Here is a 17,868-nt window from a genome sequence, read left to right on the forward strand (position 1 = left end):
TTAAACCTGGGCCGGCTGTCCGATGGTGACGCCGGTGCGGCGGATCTGTTCACGCAGATTGCCGGGCAGGATCTTGCCATCCTCGCCGATCTGCACCGGCGCGATATAGGGACCAATCGCACCGACATCATCTGCGACGGACTCCGCAAGCAACGCCCTGGCCTCGTCGGAGTTGCGCACGATCGCGGCTTCCGACAGCTCCGCGGACCAGCCCTTGGTGGCGGTGCGGTAGACGACGATGCCGTCCCAGGTGCGGTTGGCGGTCACGACCGAGGGGCCGGCGATTTTGATCTTCTTCTGTTCAAGCGGGGAGGTCATTCGGCTGCATCCAGGAGGTCAGAGATGATTTGCTTCGGGGTTTTCTTGGAGGTTTGACGGCCAAGCGAGCCGGCATGCCGGACCACGTCGCCGATGATGAGGATGGCGGGACCACCTTGGATCCGCCGTACGAGCTCGGGCAGATCGCGTAGCGTGCCGATCGCGCCCTGCGCATCGGGCCGCGTGACACGGGCGAACACGCCAACCGGCGTTTCCGGCGAGCGGCCGGCCGCGAACAGGCCGGCGCGCACGGCCGGCGCCGCCGTCATGCCCATGTAGACCACGACGGTCATCTTGGTGTCGGTCAGCGTCGACCAATCCACGTTCTCGGCATCGCGCGCCTTGTGCGCGGTGAGGAAGGTGATGCGGGTCGCCTCATGGCGGTAGGTAAGCGGCACCTCGAAATCGGCGGCGCCGCCGAGCCCCGCGGTGATGCCGGGGATGATAGAATAGGCGACACCGGCGGCGCGCAGCGCTTCGACCTCTTCACCACCACGGCCGAACACGAAGGGGTCGCCGCCCTTCAGCCGCACCACGCGCTGGCCGGCTTGCGCGGCCTCGATCATACGCTTGTTGATGGCGTCCTGGCCGATGCCGGGCTTGCCGACACGGCGGCCGACCGGCACGCGCGTGGTGTCGCGGCGGATGCGGTCGAGAATCTCGGGCGAGACCAGCTCGTCATGGAAGACGATGTCGGCATCCTGCAAGGCGCGCAACGCCTTGATGGTGAGAAGGTCAGGATCGCCGGGGCCGGCACCGACCAGCGCGACCGAGCCTTCCGGCTTGTCGGCGCGCGCGAATTCGGACGGATCGGAGATAGCCTTGAGCGATGCGTCCGCTTCGCCCTTGCGACCGGCGAGCACGGCCGCGCCGATCGGACCGTCGATGACGCGCTCCCAGAAGCGACGACGCAGCGGAAACTCGGCGATGCGCTCGTTGATGGATTTGCGGAAGGTACCGATGAACTCGGCAAGCTCGCCGATGCGGGCCGGAAGCAGCGCCTCGATCTTCTCGCGCACGCGCCGCGCCACCACCGGCGAGGTCCCGCCGGTGCCGACCGCAACCACGACATCGCCGCGGTCGACGATCGCCGGGAAGATGAAGCTGGAGTGCTCCAGATCGTCCATGACGTTGACGGGCAGGCCGAGCGCCTTCGCCCGCCCGGACATCGCAACGCCGACATCGCCGGCACCCGCGCAGACAATGGCGATGACACCTGAGAGATCGGCGGTGAGCGGATCCCCGCCCGCGAGTTCAACGCGAGCGTCCTCGGAGCTGAGGCCAAAATCCGGATTGCCGTCGATCGCATGCACGCGAATGCGCGCGCCGGCAGCGGCGAGCACGCGCAGCTTGGCGCGCAATAGCTCGCCCGCGCCGATGAGGACCACCGGACCGGCCTTGAGATCGAGAAACACCGGCAAGAACCGCATGCGCTACTCGCTTCCCCACAAACGGGGTTGACTGGAATTATTTTCTATATATGTCTCGTTTCGAGCGCGCAAAGAGAAAATTTTTTCTTCTCCTCCGCACTGCAACTATAGAATTTTCGCCTCCAAACGCAAAGTGGCAGAGATGCATCTTCTCAAGAACGATTCCGCTGCTGATCGGATGAGCAACCCGGCGCTGGCCGAGCGCGTGCGTGCGCAAGAATTTTCTGCCGAGCTTGCCCCGAGCATGGACCATCTCGACCAGCTCGAGGCGCAAAGCATCTATATCTTCCGCGAAGCCTTCGCCCGACTGAAGAAGATCGCCCTGCTGTGGTCGCTCGGCAAGGATTCCAACGTCATGATCTGGCTGGCGCGGAAGGCCTTCTTCGGCAAGATGCCGTTTCCCGCCCTTCACGTCGATACCGGCAAGAAGTTTCCGGAGATGTATCGCTTCCGCGATCATTACGGCAAGAAGTGGGATCTCGATTTGCGGGTCGAGCCCTGCCCGCCGATCGATGCCGTCGACCCGACGCTGCCGCCGGCCGCGCGCTCCGCTGCGCGCAAGACCGAAGGCCTCAAGATGGCGCTCGCCAAATACGGCTTTGACGGCCTGATCGCCGGCATCCGCCGCGACGAGGAGGCAACGCGCGCCAAGGAGCGCGTGTTCTCGCCGCGCGGCCTTGAGGGCAATTGGGACGTGCGCGACCAGCCGCCGGAATTCTGGGATCATTTCAACGCGTCGCCGCCGCAAGGCGCGCATTTGCGCATTCATCCGATCCTGCATTGGACCGAGGCCGACATCTGGGCCTACACCAAGCGCGAGAACATTCCGATCATCCCGCTGTATCTCGCCAGGGATGGCAAGCGCTATCGCTCGCTGGGTGATCAGGACATCACCAACCCGGTCGCCTCGACAGCGTCCAGCATCGACGAAATCCTGATCGAGCTCGAACAGACCAAGGTGCCGGAGCGCGCCGGACGCGCTCTCGACCACGAGACCGAGGACGCTTTCGAGCGCCTGCGCGTCGCCGGCTATCTCTGACCTCAAGGACGCGAGCGCCCGCATGAACATGATCGTCACCCCGGCTTCGTCCGCCACTCCGAACGGCACCACGCGTCCCCAGGTGCGCATTGTCATCGTCGGCCATGTCGACCACGGCAAGTCGACGCTGGTCGGCCGCCTCTTGCACGAGACCGGCAGCCTGCCCGAGGGCAAGCTCGAAATGCTGAAAGCCGTCAGCGCGCGCCGCGGCATGCCGTTCGAATGGTCGTTCCTGCTCGACGCGCTCCAGACCGAGCGCGACCAGGGCATCACCATCGACACCACGCAGATCCGCTTCCGCACCAATTCGCGCGACATCGTGCTGATCGACGCGCCCGGCCACGCCGAGTTCCTGCGCAACATGATCACCGGCGCCTCGCAGGCCGACGGCGCGGTGCTGATCATCGACGCGCTCGAAGGCGTGCGCGACCAGACAAGGCGGCACGGCTATCTCCTGCATCTGCTCGGCGTGAAGCAGGTCGCAGTCGTCGTCAACAAGATGGACCGCGTCGATTTCTCGGACCTGCGCTTCAAGGCGATCAGCGACGAGATCTCCGCGCATCTGAGCGGCCTCGGCGTGACGCCGACGGCGGTGATCCCGATCTCGGCGCGCGACGGCGACGGCGTCGCCGAGCGCACCGGCCGGATCGGCTGGTACAAGGGACCTACCGTGGTCGAGGCACTTGACAGGCTCGAGCCGGCGCGGCCGCTGGAAGCGCTGGCGCTGCGGCTGCCGGTGCAGGCGATCTACAAGTTCGACGACCGGCGCATTGTCGCCGGCCGCATCGAATCCGGCAGCCTGCTTGCCGGCGACGAGATCGTGATCATGCCGGCGGGCAAGATCGCCAGGATCAGGACCGTCGAGAGTTGGCCGGTGACGCCGGTGGCTGGACGGCAGGGCGCCGGCCGCTCGGTCGGCATCACGCTCGACCGCGAGCTGTTCATCGAGCGCGGCGACATCATCGCGCATGCAGGCAGTGCTCCGCGCGAAACGCGCCGGCTGCGCGCACGCATCTTCTGGCTGCACGACAAGCCGCTTGCCAAGGGCGAGCAGATCCTGGTCCGCAGCGGTCCCAAGGAGAGCCGCGCCACCGTCGTCGCCATCGAGAAGGCGGTCGATCCCGGCGAGCTCTCGAGCACCGAGAACAAGGCGATCGGCCGCAACCATGTCGGCGAGATCGACATTTCGCTTTCGAATCCGATCGCCACCGATCCCTACACCGAGAACCCGCGCACCGGCCGTCTCGTGATCGAGGTTTCGGGACGCATCGCTGGCGGCGGCCTGGTGCTGTCGGTCGATGCCGGCCAGCGCGCCGTGCCGGTCGATATCGTGCCGGTGGAATCGGCGCTGCGCCCGGACGAGCGCTCGGCGCGCTACCGCCACAACGGTGCCGTGGTCTGGCTGACCGGCCTGCCGGCCTCCGGCAAGTCGACGCTGGCAAAAGCGCTGGAGCGGCGGCTCTTCACCAATGGCGGCTCGCCGGTTCTGCTCGACGGCGACACGCTGCGCGCCGGGCTCAACAGCGATCTCGGCTTTTCCGCCGCCGACCGAAGCGAGAACATCCGCCGCCTCGCCGAGGTCGCGACGCATCTCGCCCGCAACGGCCATATCGCGATCGTCGCCGCGGTCTCGCCCGCTCGCGAGGACCGCGCCGCCGCACGCCGCATTGCCGATACCGCATTCCGCGAGATCCACGTCGCGACACCGGCGGGGATTTGCGAGGAGCGCGATCCCAAGGGCCATTACAAGAAGGCTCGCGCCGGCGCGCTCGCCTCGTTCACCGGCATCGGCAACGACTACGAGAAGCCGGAGGCGGCGGAACTCGTGATCGACACGTCGGCCCGGACGGTCGCGGAGGCGGCCGACGAGATCGAGCACATGCTCAAGACCACCGGCGTGCTGTTCGACGAGGTCGTGGACCTCGCGGCGAATATTTGATTCTGCCCCAGCCCCTCGCCGTCGTCCGCCAGGCTTGCCGGCTACGCCAAGGCTTCGCCGGCCCAACACCAAAGAGCCCGGCGAAGCCTTGGCGTAGCGGGGACCGGGCGCCCCAGTATTCGGCGCACCGGATTCCCCGCTTTTGCGGGGAATGACAGCGCGGCGTGCGGCTACCCCTATTCCTTGACATTTTGACAACCCCCTGGGGGTCTTCTCACGGCCTTGATTTTGGGGCTAATAGGCCCCGAAAGTCGCCCCGCGTGGGCGCATTTTGCTGCTTTCGGGTCAAAAGCAGCCAAAAACAGCCATTTCCAACAAGAAAGCCCATCATGAAACGCGTCGACGCCCACGGATTGAAGATCGCTCCCGTCCTGTTTGACTTCATCGCCAAGGAAGCGGCCCCGAAAACGGGGATCGCGCCGGATGCGTTCTGGGCCGGGCTTGCCGCCATCATCAAGGAAGTGGGGCCGAAGAATCGGTCGCTGCTCGCATTCCGCGACACGCTGCAGGCCAAGATCGACGACTGGCACCGCGCCAACAAGGGCAAGGCGTTCGACCTCGACGCCTATACCGCCTTCCTGAAGGAGATCGGCTACCTCGTCCCGGAGCCGGCGACGCAGAAGGTCGAGACCGCCAATGTCGACGAGGAGATCGGCAAGATCTGCGGTCCGCAGCTCGTCGTGCCCCTCACCAATGCGCGCTACGCGCTGAACGCGGCGAACGCGCGCTGGGGCTCGCTCTATGACGCGTTCTACGGCACCGACGCGATTCCTCACGACGCTGCCGAGAGCGGCAAGGGCTACAACAAGGCGCGCGGCGACAAGGTGATCGCCAAGGCCAAGGCGTTCCTCGATGCGGCCGTGCCGCTCGCGACCGGCAGCCACACCGACGTCACCGCCTACAGCGTCGTCGCGGGCCAGCTTGCGGTGAAGCTGAAGAGCGGCAACGCCACCGCGCTGAAGAACGCCGCACAGTTCGCCGGCTTCCAGGGCGATGCGGCGGCGCCGAGCGCGGTGCTGCTCGTCAACAACGGCCTGCATATCGAGGTCAAGATCGATCGCAGCAGCGCGATCGGCAAGGACGATCCGGCCGGCGTCGCCGACATGATCATGGAGGCTGCGGTCTCCACCATCCTCGACATGGAGGACTCGGTCGCCGCGGTCGATGCCGAGGACAAGGTGCTGGTCTACCGCAACACGCTCGGCCTGATGAACGGCACGCTCTCGGCCGATTTCGAGAAGGGCGGCAAGACGCTAACGCGCTCGCTCAACGCCGACCGCAGCTACAAGACGCCTGACGGCAAGGGCGAGCTCAAGCTACACGGTCGCAGCCTGCTCCTGATGCGCAATTGCGGTCACCACATGTTCACCGACGCGGTGCTGGACGAGAAGGGCGAGGAAGTCCCCGAGGGCCTGCTCGATGCCGCCGTCTCGGGCCTGCTTGCCATTCACGACCTCAAGGGCAACTCCAAGGTCAGGAACAGCCGCACCGGCTCTGCCTATATCGTCAAGCCGAAGATGCACGGCCCCGACGAGGTGTCGCTGACCTGCGAGATCTTCGACCGCGTCGAGAAGATGCTGGGCCTGCCCGAGAACACGCTCAAGGTCGGCATCATGGACGAGGAGCGGCGCACCACCGTCAACCTCAAGGCCTGCATCCAGCGCGCCTCCAAGCGCATCATGTTCATCAACACAGGCTTCCTCGATCGCACCGGCGACGAGATCCACACCTCGATGGAAGCGGGCCCGATGATCCGCAAGAACGAGATGAAGGCGCAGGCCTGGATCAAGGCCTATGAGGACTGGAACGTCGACATGGGCCTGATCGACGGCCTGCCCGGCCACGCCCAGATCGGCAAGGGCATGTGGGCCGCGCCGGACAAGATGGCGGATATGCTTCAACAGAAGCTCGCCCATCCGCAGGCCGGCGCCACCACCGCGTGGGTCCCCTCCCCGACCGCCGCGACGCTGCACGCGCTGCACTACCACCAGGTCAACGTCATCGCGCGCCAGCAGGAGCTCGCCAAGGGCGGGCCGCGCGCAAAGCTCTCGGACATCCTCACCATTCCGGTATCGAAGTCGAACTGGGCGCCAGACGACGTCAAGCAGGAGATCGACAACAATTGCCAGGGCATTCTTGGCTATGTCGTGCGCTGGATCGACCAGGGCGTCGGCTGCTCCAAGGTGCCCGACATCCACGATGTCGGCCTGATGGAAGACCGCGCCACCTTGCGCATCTCCAGCCAGCATCTCGCCAACTGGCTGCACCAGGGTGTGATCACCGAGGCGCAGGTGATGGAATCGCTGAAGCGCATGGCCGTCGTCGTCGACAAGCAGAACGCGGGCGATCCCATCTACAAGCCGATGGCGCCCGCCTTCGACGGCGTCGCCTTCAAGGCGGCCTGCGACCTCATCTTTAAAGGCCGCGTGCAGCCGAACGGTTACACCGAATACATCCTCACCGCCCGCCGCCGCGAGGCCAAGGCGCTGGGTTGAGAAGGCGCTTGGCTGACAAGGCGCTTGGCCGAGCGGATCTGTTGAAGGCCAAAAGCCCCGGCCAGCGCCGGGGCTTTTTGTTGCGCATCGTAGCGCGGACGAAACGTCGCGATACGCCGCGGAACCGGCTGCTCGCGCCTGGCGTTGTCCGGCCATCAACAACGGGAGATGGTCATGGACTGGAATCGGATCGAAGGAAACTGGAAGCAGTTCAAGGGCTCGGCCAAGGAGAAGTGGGGCAAGCTCACAGACGACGACCTTCAACTGATCGAGGGCCGCCGCGAACAGCTCGAGGGCCGGCTGCAGGAACGTTACGGCAAGGCCAAGGACCAGGTTCGACAGGACGTCGACGACTGGCTCAAAGGGCTGCACTAAGCGCAGCACCACGAAGCCCCGGCTCAGGCCGGGGCTTTTTGTTTTAGGAGATTCGTAGCCCAGATGATGCGAAGCGAATCCGGCACTTGTGTCGGTTGAGGCACGTCCCGGATTTCGCTTTCGCTGCGTCCGGGCTAGAACACTGCGAGATATTTCAGCAGCGACACGATGCCGATGATGATGACAACCACGCGCGCGATCTGCTTGGCGCGGCCATCCATCGGCAGCATGTTGATGAGATAAAGCACGAGAATGACGACGAGAAAGGTAACGAGTACGCCCACCAGCATTGCAGGACCCCCTTGTGGCAAAATGCGCCGCCGTCCTTAACGCGCTGCACTCTGATCGGTTCCATTTCGGCAACCTGCTGTAGTCTCTCGCAGAATCCGTCATTCTACGATCGGTCGAGCCACCTACGATTTCATTCTTCCGACGAGGTTGCGTCCGCCATCGCAGATCCGGACCTGCGTGCGGTCGCGGCGAGCTTGTCCGGAGACGACGACCGATGGGGCGAGGATCTCCTGCGCTGCGGCAACCCTACTCCTTCGCCACCACGGGGACCTGGCGGAATTTGGCGCGCACCGAGTCTGGCAGCGGCGAGAAATTCATCGCGACGCCGCGGCGGTCGTTGGCGTTGCGGCTGGCGACCACGAGGCCGCCGGCGCCGGCGACGATATCGCCCTTGCGCAGGGTGGGATCATCCTCGACCTTGACTTGGGCGAGCCCAGCCGGGTCCTTGCCGTTGCAGGTGCACCCCGCTACGATCTCGTTACGATAGCGGAACGCGTTCGGCAGGTCGGAATAGGATTTTCCGTTCTCCGTCGTGGCGTCGTCGATATTGCTGCCGTAGACCAACGAGGTTTCGGAGGCCGGGCAGAAGGTCTTGCAGGACTGCGCCTTGCTCTCGGCATCGCTGCCTTGCGCGGGGAAATAGCGGCCGTCGCAGCCGCGCACGCAATAGGCCGTGCCGCCGCCATAGGAGGCCCGCTGGCGCGGCGCATCGTAGCGCGGCATGTCGTCACGCGGGAACGGCATCCGGATCTCCGGCGGCGGCCGCATCCGGAAGCCGCCGAACAACGCCGAGAAGAAATCCTCCGCATGCGCCGACGGTGCCGACGCCAGACCGGCGGAGACAACCACCAGGATCGCCGTACCGCCGGCCACCTTGCCAACAAGGCGTCTGCTCATATGACCTCGCTCGCTCCTAGTTCACGGCCGACGTCGTGATGTTCAACGCCTGCCGGCCCGAGGACAACGTCGTCACGGCCGGACGCTTGCGCACGGGCTCGCCGGCCTTGTCGCCTCCTTTGGCCATCAGCGGCGCGTTCTTCGGCAGCACCACGACCTTGGCGCCGACATTGACTCGGTTGAACAGGTCGATGACGTCCTCGTTGGTCATGCGGATGCAGCCGGACGAGACGAATTTGCCGATTGTGGAGGGATCGTTGGTGCCATGGATGCGGTATTCGCTGGAGCCGAGATACATCGCGCGCGCACCGAGCGGATTGCCGGGACCGCCGGCGACGAAGCGCGGCAGATAGGGCTGGCGCGCGATCATTTGGGCTGGCGGATGCCAGTCCGGCCACTCGGCCTTCCGGCTCACGCTCTGCACGCCCGACCAAGTGAAGCCTTCGCGGCCGACGCCGACGCCGTAGCGGATCGCGCGGCCGTTGCCGAGCACGTAATAGAGATAGGTGTTGTTGGTATCGATGACGATGGTACCGGCGGGCTCGCTCCTGTCGAAGCTGACGATCTGCTTGCGAAGCCGGTCGGGCAACCGGGCGTCCTCGTCGGCGGGCTGCGGCGCCTCGTTGACGTCGCTCTGGGAGTAACCCTGGTCCTGCGGGTACGCCCGTGGCTGGAACGGCGCATAGCCGAACGTTTGCGCGCTCGCGCTGCCCAAGGGCACTGCGAGCAGAGCGGTTGCGAAAGCGAAGGCGGTGACGACGCGCGGCGAGAAGCTGCGACGGACTGCAAACAACTTTGTCATGTGCTGCCCCGTTGGATAGGTGCATCAGGGTGATGCGCTGCCGAACAACTCCGCCGGCTGGTTCGAAGTTCCGGCGCAGCATGCGGCACCGACGTCACAGTCAAGCGAGCAGCTGCTCACGAAGCCGCGATGGAACCGGTGCGCCGTCCTTGCGTTGTGAAGTCGTCAATGGGCGCGCGGATCGCGGTTTCCGTGCAGGAGAGATATTGTGCGCGTCCTTCCAAGTGAACGTCTGATTTCCGGCAACAGCGAAGGCGATCCGCTTCCCGAGAGCCATGCCGAGCTGCCGCCGGTGATCCGCCGCACCGAATTCGTCGCGTTCGCGCTTGCCGGCCTCTTGCTGATTGCCATCGTTGCCGTGCTCTATGTCGGCAAAGCGTTCTTCCTGCCGGTGGTGATGGCGTTCGTCATCGGCACCATGCTGTCTCCGGCGGCGAACTTCCTCGAGCGGAGCAAGGTCCCACGCAGCCTCGGTGCCGTCCTGATCGTGGTCGCGGTGACCGCGGTGGTCGCCTTCATCGTGGCGCTGATCGCCTCGCCCGTGATGGAATGGAGCACGCGCCTGCCGGAGTTCGGCACGCAACTGAAGGACAAGTTGCACGTGTTCGATCGGCCACTTTCGCTGTGGCGGGAAATGCAGGTCATGCTCGGCGGATCGGAAGGGTTGCCGAGCTTCCATATGCCCAAGGTTGAGTGGGTGCAGCCGACGCTGGAGTTCCTGTCACCGACTTTTACCGAATTCCTGCTGTTCTTCGTCACGCTGATCCTGTTCATCGCAAGCTGGCGCGACCTGCGACGGACCATGATCATGACCTTCAGCGATCATGATGCGCGGCTGCGCACGCTCCGGATCCTGAACGAGATCGAGGTCCATCTCGGCAATTATCTCCTGACCGTCACCGTCATCAATGTCGGCGTCGGTGTCGCCACCGGCCTCATCTGCGCGCTCACCGGAATGCCCAACCCGGCTGGGCTCGGCGCGCTGGCAGCGACGCTCAACTTCATCCCGATCATCGGGCCCGTGGCGATGTTCGCGGTGCTGGTCGTGGTGGGGCTGATCGCCTTTCCGACCATCGGCGGCGGCCTGATAGCCGCACTCGCCTTCGGCGGCCTCACCTTTCTGGAGGGGCACTTCATCACGCCGACAATCATCGGACGGCGGCTGGCCCTGAATGCGCTCGCCGTGCTGCTCGCGCTCGCGTTCTGGACCTGGCTGTGGGGGCCGATGGGCGCGTTCCTGTCGTCGCCGCTCCTGATCGTCGCGCTGATCCTGAAGGAGCACCTGTTGCCGGAGAATTCGCCGCAGCTCCCGCAAGCTTGACCGGTTTCCCTGAACGGAACTTACCCGGCGACGAAACGTTCTCCGCCCAACTCAGCCGTCAACAGCTCGGAGTTCCTGATGTCCACGACCAATGCCGAAGCCGGGATGAGAGACTGGACCGACAAAGCCACCAGAGAACGCCTTGAGAAGGATGTAGCAGCCGTGAAAAGCGATATCGCCGCCCTCACCGACCAGATCACCGACGCGCTCAACACCTTTGCCAATTCCACGAGCAAGCAGGCTCGCCGCGGCTATCGCCAGGCGCGCGAGAACATGGATACCGCGATCGACGACGTGTCGGAGCGCGGCAGCGCGATGATGGAGGCAGCACAGGACGCCTACGGCTCCATCGAGGAGACGCTGGAAGACGCGATCACGCAGCGGCCGCTCGCGACCGTCGGACTGGCGCTCGGCATCGGCTTCCTGATCGGCGTCGCCTGGCGCCGGTAGGATCGCTAGCGCATATCGAAGCGGCGGCGGCGCGCCGCCGCTGTCGGCCCGTGACGATTCGGCTGGTGGGGATTGAGGAGTAAGGCCATGTTTCAGCGCATCATAGACGGGATCAGTGCATCCGCCGGCACGACTGTTCGGCTGACCTCCCTTGCCGCTGGCGCGGCCTTCGCGCTGTTGGTGACGACAGGCTTCCTTTGTGCCGCCGCCTTCGTCTCGGTCCTGGAGAAATATGGCCCGGTGCAGGCCTGCCTTGCCGGCGCGGGCATCTTCTTCCTGCTGACTCTGGCCGCGGCAGGCTCTTATTGGGGCTACAAGCGCGAGGTGCAGAAGCGTGCCCGGATCGCGGCCGAGCGCGCTGCGAAGTCGGCCGCGCAGAGCATGCTTGCAGATCCGATGCTCCTCGCCACCGGGCTCCAGATCGTTCGCGCCATCGGCATGAAGCGGCTGTTGCCGATCCTGGCGATCGGCGGCGTCGCCCTCGGCATCCTGGCGAGCCGCGCCGGTGTGCCCGACGAGGTGTCGGCTGAACCTGCCGAGTAGCGGTCAGAGCCGGTTAGAAAATTTCGTCGCAAGTCCCGCGAGCGCATCTATCCGCATTCGATAGAGGCGACGCCGCGCAATTTTGCGCCAGCCAGTGCAAACCGACCCTCACTCACGCAAACGCTACTCGGATGGGCAGGCGGTTGCCGCTAAAAGCATCATCCTGATTCCAAAAGCTATTTTACTCAATGAAAACGTCCGTCAAGGCGAACCTCGCCGCATTCCATCACGACGCCAGGCTGTATTTGACGCTCGGCATTGCCAACTGGTCGGTTTTCGTCGACCACATTCCGAACAACGTCGTCAACCTGCTGACGCTGCGCAACTTCGGCTTCAGCGGTGCTGCGGACCTGTTCGTGTTCGTGGTGGGTTATGGCGTCGCGATCATCCACGGCAGGATGGCGCTGGAGCGCGGCTACCTGGTGGCGGCGACGCGAATCTTTCGCCGCGTCTGGCGGCTCTATGCCGCCTATGTCGTGCTGTTCGTGATCTATATCGACGCCATCGCCTATGTCGCCTCGCAATCGATGGCGCCGGAGATCATCCACGAATACAACATCTCGGGGATTCTCGAGCACCCGCTGCGGATCCTGATTCGCGGTCTCGTGCTCCAGGAAGAGCCGCTGAACCTCGACCTTCTGCAGCTAATGATTCCGCTGATGGCCTTCTTTCCGTTCGCGCTGTGGGGTCTGTTGCGACGGCCGAACCTGACGCTTGCGGCATCTGTCGCGCTGTACCTTGCCGCACGCTGGTTCGAGTGGAATTTTCGCGTCTCTCCGGACCAGGAGTGGATCTTCAATCCGCTCTGCTGGCAGATGCTGATGGTGCTGGGCGGATGGTTCGCCGTCACGGGCGCACCGGGGCGGGCGCTGCGCGACCTTCCCTGGTTGCGGATACTCGCAGGGAGCTATCTCGTCTTCGCGATGGCGGTCACCCTGTCGCGCCATTCGCCGGAACTGTCCGCCTATCTGCCGGGCCCGCTCCTCGACAGCATCGGGCCGACCGACAAGGAGAATCTCGCGCCTTATCGCGTGGTTCACTTCCTCGCGCTCGCCTTGCTCGCGACCCATCTGGTTCCGGCCGATCACCCCGGCCTGCGATTGAAGCCGCTTCAGGCGGTCATACGATGCGGCGAGGAATGGCTCGCCGTGTTCTGCGTCGGCGTGTTCCTGTCCTTTGCCGGCCATCTCATCCTGATCACCGGCCCCAACCTGGTGGTGATGCAGATCGCGGTAAGCATCGTCGGCTTCGCGGCGATGACCGCCGTCGCCTACTACGTCGCCTGGTCGAAGCGGCAGGACATGCCTGCCGCCCTGAGGCAGGCCTAGTCGCAAAATCGTGCGATTCTGCTAGGCCGAAGGCTATGGCTGCGCTATGCCGAAAGTCTGCGTGAGGAGACCGGGCGTGGCGAGGGCGAAAGGCGGAAGTGACGAGGCTGACAGCGCGCCCCGGCGCGGCCGGCCAAGGTCAATCGAGACCAGCAACGCCATTCTCGAGAGCGCCTATGCTCTGATGGCCTCCACCGGCCTTGCCGCCACCACCATCGACGCGATCGCGCGCCATTCCAGCGTCTCCAAGATGACGATCTACAAGTGGTGGCCGTCCCGCGAGGCGCTTTTGATCGACGCCTTTCTCCACCACGCCGCGCAGATGCTGCCGCTGCCTCCGGCGAGCTCCGGCAGCCCCGCGGCGCGCGCGCGCCGCCATGCCGCGGCCTATGCCGAAGCGCTCCAGGGTGAGTTCGGCAAGGTCCAGCTCGCCGTCATCTCCGAATGCATCTCGAAGACCGGCTCGGCGGAGCTGTTCTACGCGCGCTATCTGCAATTCCGTCGCGACGCGCTCGTCGAGATGATCGCCGCGGGCCAGAAGGATGGCAGCATTCTGGCCGAGGCGCTTCCTGAGGATCTCTACGATGCGATCTATGGCAGCCTGTTCTATCGCTACGTCTTCGGCATCACGCCGGTCACGCCGGCTTACGCGCGCAACCTCGTCGATCTCGTGTTGCGGCCGAAGGGTTAGTTGCGCACGGGCCTGACCGGCGCCGAGATCTTGTCCGTGCGGTCGCGCTCGGTCATGTCGACCACCGTCTCCATCGGTGCGGTCAATTCATAGACGTAGGAGACGTCGGTGAAGAAGCGCTTGGCGGTGCCCCCTAGCGCCTCGGGCGCAACGCGATCAAGCAGGATCAGGCCGAAATCGGAATCGGGCCGGCGCGTCGCCTCGCTGGTGTTGAACTCCTCCCAGCGGAAATGGAAGACCTCGTTGCCGTCCTCTCCCGTCACCGTCCAGTTCGCGGTGATGTGCGGATGCTTTCCAACCAGCGAGAGGCCCTCGTCGGAATGCGAGGCAAGCTCGAAGAACAGCAGCGACAGGCTCTGCGCCGCGCGTGCGCTGACCGCGATATCAGGACCGGTGACGGCGATGCGGTCGGCATGCGGGATGGCGCGCGCCTCGAACAGGCCCTTCAGCTTGACGCCCTGCCACTGGCTCTCGCTCAGCAGCGAGACCACGTTGGACATGGCGTGGATGCGCCCGATCAGCAGCTCGCGCGCGCTGTCGATGTCCGAGCCGTGGCGCAAGGTGCGCGTCACGATCGACTGGATCACCGCCAGGATGTTCTTGACGCGGTGGTTGAGCTCGTCGATGACCGCGGTCAGCCGGCGCTCGAACCCGATCCTGACCTGGATCTCCCGGCTGAGCCGCAGATTGTTGTAGGCGACATAGCCGAACAGGCCGCACACCATTGCCGTGATCGCGAAGCCGATCGCCGCCACGATGATCGCGGTCTGCTCGGCACGACGCGCCGAGTTGGTTTTCGCGTAGTAGCTGAGCTGCCAGTCACGCCCGCCGAAACTCACGGTGCGCGTCGCCGACGGCGCCGGCCCGTCCGCTGCAACCCTGCGCGTCGAGACCACGCCCTGATCGTTGGCGATCAGCTCGCCGCCTTCCTTGCGCGGATCCCTAAGCGCGACCGCGAACAACGACATGTCGTCATTGGTGAGCATCAGCGTGGCGAGCTCGTAGGAGAATGTGACGAAGCCGGCAGGCTCCGTTGCTCCCTCGGGGATGACGGGCGCAGCCACGATGATGCCGACCGCGCCGCTCCCGCGGATCAGCGGCACCGGGTCCGAGGCAACCGACCTCTTCTCGGCGCGCGCACGCGTCAGCATGGCGCTGCGAACGGGATCCTGATCGTAGCTGCGGCCGGGCAGCGTCTTGGTCTCGTTGCTGCGTGGCTCGAGGTCCATCAGCACGTCGATCGGCTGAGTGATTTCGGCCGGATTGATCGGCTTGTCATCGTAGGAACGGATCTGCGGATTTGGGAAGCCGGCGCCGGCGATGGCGGCCTGCGCCGCCGCGAGCTCGTTCGGCTTCAGCCGGGCAATCCAGCCGGCCACCACGAAATCGGTCTTGAAGGCGTAGATCGCCGAGCGCAGCGGCTCCAGCATGTTCGGCTTGATCACGGATGGCGCGCGGAACAGGCCTGAGGCGACACGCGCGAGCAGCTCCCGCTCGGTGAGGCGGTCCTGCACCAGGCTCGCATGAACGTCGATCGCGCGCGCGAGCGCGATCCGATCCAGCGCCAGCTCCTGGTCATGGACGCGATAGGCTGCAAGCCCGGAGAGCAAGACCCCGAGCAAAGCGATGAAGCCGATGATGAAACCCAGCCTGACCACGCGATTACTCAGGCGAAAGCAGGAGGTCGGCAACAAACACGGAGCATATGAACGCCGCTTGAACGGCCATCTGCCGAAACAGGATAGACCACTGTGGCGGAGATAATGGAGGAGGAGGCATCACTACGCAACTTGGGTCGCCTGACAAGCTTAATCCGCCCGGCCGATGGCCTGGCAGGGATGTATTTGCCCCGGGCGCCGGAGGTAGTTAATCGCCGTGTCCGAAATTTGTTCCGCGGTTACGGCGCTACCCAGACGTTGACGGCGAAAAACGCCTGCGCCAAGTGGTCGCGTGCCGTCAGCTCGGCCGTTTCAGGCCACCTTTGGCCTCGATGAAGCCGACGATTCGGTCGAGCCCCTCGCTTTTCTTCAGGTTGGTCATGACGAAGGGACGCTCGCCGCGCATGCGCCTCGCGTCCGTCTCCATCTTCTCCAGGGAGGCGCCCACATGGGGCGCGAGGTCGGTCTTGTTGATGACCAGGAGGTCGGACCGGGTGATGCCGGGGCCGCCCTTGGACGGGATCTTGTCGCCGGCGGCGACATCGATGACGTAGATGGTGAGGTCCGCCAGCTCTGGGGAAAAAGTGGCAGCGAGATTGTCGCCGCCGGACTCGATCAGCACGAGATCGAGCCCGGGAAACTTGGCGCGCATATCCGCGACCGCGGCAAGGTTCATCGAGGCATCCTCGCGGATCGCGGTGTGCGGGCAGCCGCCCGTCTCGACGCCGGCGATGCGATCCGGCGTCAGCGAACCCGAACGCACGAGGAACTCCGCATCCCATTTAGTGTAGATGTCGTTGGTGATCGCCGCAATGTCATAGCGCTCGCGCATGTTCTTGCAGAGCAGGTCCATCAGCGCGGTCTTGCCCGACCCGACCGGGCCGCCGACGCCGACACGCAAGGGGCCGTTGGATTTCGACATGTGATTCGCTTTCTCTCGATTGGCCAAAGCCGCGCCGCTCACGAGCGAAACAGCCGCGTATATTGCGTCTCGTGCCGCAAGCTGGCGAGATCGGCCCGGAAGGTCGCGCTGCCGAGATCGTCCAATGCCGCATCCAGCGCACGATTGGCGGTCGCGGCGACGGCGGCTTCCAGCCTTACCAGCACACGCTGGCTATCGGTCTGGCCGAGCGGAATGAGGCGGCTGGCCGCCGAGATCCAGTTCGAGACCAGCGCATGCAGGAAAGCGTGCAACGTCGGCGCCAGCGGCACGGCGTGCATCGCGGCGACGACACCGACCGCAACGGGATAGACCAGCGGCGTGCTGCATGCCGCAATCACGGCATCCAGTCCGTCGGCATTCCACGCGGCGCGGGCGATGTCGATGAAGGCGCGGCCCTGCGAGGTCGTCTCCAGCTGCCGCTCGCGCGACGGCACGAAGGCGGCGGCGAGTTCGGCGATCTCGTTCAAAGCGGTGATCTCGCCCGCTTCTGTGGCGCGATAGGCGTGGACCAGAAACGTCGCGTCACAAAAGCCGGAGCCGTCGCCGAGCATCGCATCGAGCCAATCCGCCAGCGAGGCGGTGTCGGTGATGTCGCCCGCCTCGACGGCCCATTCGAGGCCGCTGGAATAGGAGAAACCGCCGACCGGGAACGCCGGCGACAGCCAGGTCATCAGCCGGTACAGCGCCGCAGCCTCGCCCTCGGCAAGGGCACCGGCGCCGACCGGCTCATTTGTGGTCATGAGCATGCTTGTGGCCATCGTGATGGTCGGGGTGGTCGCAGTGCTCATCGTGGTGATGGTGGTGACCGTGGCCATGATCATGCGCGGCATGATCATGATGGTGGTGGCCGTGATCATGGTGTTGATGGCCGTCGTCGCGATGCGCATGGTCATCGTGCCCATGCGCGTGGCCGGCATCGGCATAGGCCCCACCCTCGGGATCGAACGGCGCCTCGATCTCGATCACGCGGGCACCGAGGCCCTTCACCATGGCCTCGATGACGTGGTCGCGGCGGATGCGCAAGGCTTTGGCCATGATCTGCGTCGGCAGATGGCGATTGCCGAGATGCCAGCCGACCCGGATGAGGTGGTGCGGATCGCGGCCGCGGATTTCGAGCAGCGGCTCGGGCGCCGCGACCACTTCGATCAGCCGGCCGTCCTCCAGCACCAGCGCATCGCCGCCGCGCAGCGCGACGGCATGCTCCAGGTCGAGCAGGAACTCGAGCCCCCGCGTGCCCGTCATCGCCATGCGGCGTCGATGCCGATCGTCGAAATCGAGCACGACCGTATCCGCCGGCGCTTCCGTGAAGCGGTGCTGCCCTTTGACCTGCGTCGCCCGGATCATGCGT

The 17,868-nt window shown here is 65.1% G+C and carries 18 protein-coding genes; 9 read left to right on the forward strand and 9 right to left on the reverse strand.

Going from position 1 to position 17,868, the window contains the following annotated elements; genetic code table 11:
* Positions 1–318, reverse strand: coding sequence for a DUF2849 domain-containing protein (locus ACSHT2_RS16345; protein WP_440642457.1), 318 nt, complete (start codon positions 316–318; stop codon positions 1–3).
* Entirely contained in the window at positions 315–1,748 is a 1,434-nt protein-coding gene (gene cysG / locus ACSHT2_RS16350) for a siroheme synthase CysG (protein WP_440642458.1), read from the reverse strand. The genes ACSHT2_RS16345 and cysG overlap by 4 nt, the downstream gene beginning before the upstream one ends.
* 244 nt (positions 1,749–1,992) lie before the next feature.
* Here cysG and cysD point away from each other — a divergent pair, with 244 nt between their 5' ends.
* The 4 genes from cysD (at position 1,993) to ACSHT2_RS16370 (ending at position 7,596) form a co-directional block, all read left to right on the forward strand.
* The gene (gene cysD / locus ACSHT2_RS16355) at positions 1,993–2,787 is read left to right on the forward strand and encodes a sulfate adenylyltransferase subunit CysD (protein WP_440642853.1); all 795 of its coding nucleotides are present in this window, start codon (positions 1,993–1,995) and stop codon (positions 2,785–2,787) included.
* A gap of 22 nt (positions 2,788–2,809) precedes the next feature.
* The gene (gene cysC / locus ACSHT2_RS16360; RefSeq protein WP_440642459.1) at positions 2,810–4,726 is read left to right on the forward strand and encodes an adenylyl-sulfate kinase; all 1,917 of its coding nucleotides are present in this window, start codon (positions 2,810–2,812) and stop codon (positions 4,724–4,726) included.
* Between the two features lie 329 nt (positions 4,727–5,055).
* Entirely contained in the window at positions 5,056–7,221 is a 2,166-nt protein-coding gene (locus ACSHT2_RS16365; protein ID WP_440642460.1) for a malate synthase G, read from the forward strand.
* Between the two features lie 174 nt (positions 7,222–7,395).
* The gene (locus tag ACSHT2_RS16370) at positions 7,396–7,596 is read left to right on the forward strand and encodes a CsbD family protein (protein ID WP_024340516.1); all 201 of its coding nucleotides are present in this window, start codon (positions 7,396–7,398) and stop codon (positions 7,594–7,596) included.
* 134 nt (positions 7,597–7,730) lie between these two features.
* Here the strand turns inward: ACSHT2_RS16370 and ACSHT2_RS16375 are convergent, their stop codons facing one another.
* The 3 genes from ACSHT2_RS16375 to ACSHT2_RS16385 all read right to left on the reverse strand — a co-directional run bounded on the left by ACSHT2_RS16375 (position 7,731) and on the right by ACSHT2_RS16385 (position 9,586).
* Positions 7,731–7,886: a Thivi_2564 family membrane protein gene (locus tag ACSHT2_RS16375; protein ID WP_007599832.1), complete on the reverse strand. Its 156-nt coding sequence runs from the start codon at positions 7,884–7,886 to the stop codon at positions 7,731–7,733.
* A gap of 247 nt (positions 7,887–8,133) precedes the next feature.
* Positions 8,134–8,784 (reverse strand): DUF2865 domain-containing protein, encoded by a 651-nt coding sequence (locus ACSHT2_RS16380; protein ID WP_440642461.1) that lies wholly within the window; start codon positions 8,782–8,784, stop codon positions 8,134–8,136.
* Positions 8,785–8,800: 16 nt separating this feature from the next.
* Positions 8,801–9,586 (reverse strand): L,D-transpeptidase, encoded by a 786-nt coding sequence (locus ACSHT2_RS16385; protein ID WP_440642462.1) that lies wholly within the window; start codon positions 9,584–9,586, stop codon positions 8,801–8,803.
* Positions 9,587–9,794: 208 nt separating this feature from the next.
* Here ACSHT2_RS16385 and ACSHT2_RS16390 point away from each other — a divergent pair, with 208 nt between their 5' ends.
* The 5 genes from ACSHT2_RS16390 (at position 9,795) to ACSHT2_RS16410 (ending at position 13,919) form a co-directional block, all read left to right on the forward strand.
* Positions 9,795–10,907, forward strand: coding sequence for an AI-2E family transporter (locus tag ACSHT2_RS16390; protein WP_440642463.1), 1,113 nt, complete (start codon positions 9,795–9,797; stop codon positions 10,905–10,907).
* 78 nt (positions 10,908–10,985) lie between these two features.
* Positions 10,986–11,357, forward strand: a complete 372-nt coding sequence (locus tag ACSHT2_RS16395; protein ID WP_440642464.1) for a DUF883 family protein — start codon at positions 10,986–10,988, stop codon at positions 11,355–11,357.
* A gap of 87 nt (positions 11,358–11,444) precedes the next feature.
* The gene (locus ACSHT2_RS16400; RefSeq protein ID WP_319328964.1) at positions 11,445–11,900 is read left to right on the forward strand and encodes a hypothetical protein; all 456 of its coding nucleotides are present in this window, start codon (positions 11,445–11,447) and stop codon (positions 11,898–11,900) included.
* A gap of 188 nt (positions 11,901–12,088) precedes the next feature.
* Entirely contained in the window at positions 12,089–13,228 is a 1,140-nt protein-coding gene (locus ACSHT2_RS16405; protein WP_440642465.1) for an OpgC domain-containing protein, read from the forward strand.
* Between the two features lie 46 nt (positions 13,229–13,274).
* Positions 13,275–13,919, forward strand: a complete 645-nt coding sequence (locus tag ACSHT2_RS16410; RefSeq protein WP_440642466.1) for a TetR/AcrR family transcriptional regulator — start codon at positions 13,275–13,277, stop codon at positions 13,917–13,919.
* On the opposite strand, the gene ACSHT2_RS16415 is transcribed toward ACSHT2_RS16410, so the two are convergent.
* The 4 genes from ACSHT2_RS16415 to ACSHT2_RS16430 all read right to left on the reverse strand — a co-directional run bounded on the left by ACSHT2_RS16415 (position 13,916) and on the right by ACSHT2_RS16430 (position 17,864).
* On the reverse strand, positions 13,916–15,577 hold the full coding sequence (locus tag ACSHT2_RS16415) for a CHASE domain-containing protein (protein WP_440642467.1): 1,662 nt from the start codon (positions 15,575–15,577) through the stop codon (positions 13,916–13,918). The two genes, ACSHT2_RS16410 and ACSHT2_RS16415, sit on opposite strands and share 4 nt — an antisense overlap.
* 298 nt (positions 15,578–15,875) lie before the next feature.
* Positions 15,876–16,499: an urease accessory protein UreG gene (ureG, locus tag ACSHT2_RS16420; RefSeq protein WP_440642468.1), complete on the reverse strand. Its 624-nt coding sequence runs from the start codon at positions 16,497–16,499 to the stop codon at positions 15,876–15,878.
* A gap of 38 nt (positions 16,500–16,537) precedes the next feature.
* Positions 16,538–17,266: an urease accessory protein UreF gene (locus ACSHT2_RS16425; RefSeq protein ID WP_440642854.1), complete on the reverse strand. Its 729-nt coding sequence runs from the start codon at positions 17,264–17,266 to the stop codon at positions 16,538–16,540.
* Entirely contained in the window at positions 17,247–17,864 is a 618-nt protein-coding gene (locus ACSHT2_RS16430) for an urease accessory protein UreE (protein WP_440642469.1), read from the reverse strand. Before ACSHT2_RS16430 ends, ACSHT2_RS16425 begins: the two co-directional genes overlap by 20 nt.
* Positions 17,865–17,868: the final 4 nt, after the last annotated feature.

This window comes from Bradyrhizobium sp. PUT101 (genome assembly GCF_052043945.1).
Lineage (GTDB): Bacteria > Pseudomonadota > Alphaproteobacteria > Rhizobiales > Xanthobacteraceae > Bradyrhizobium.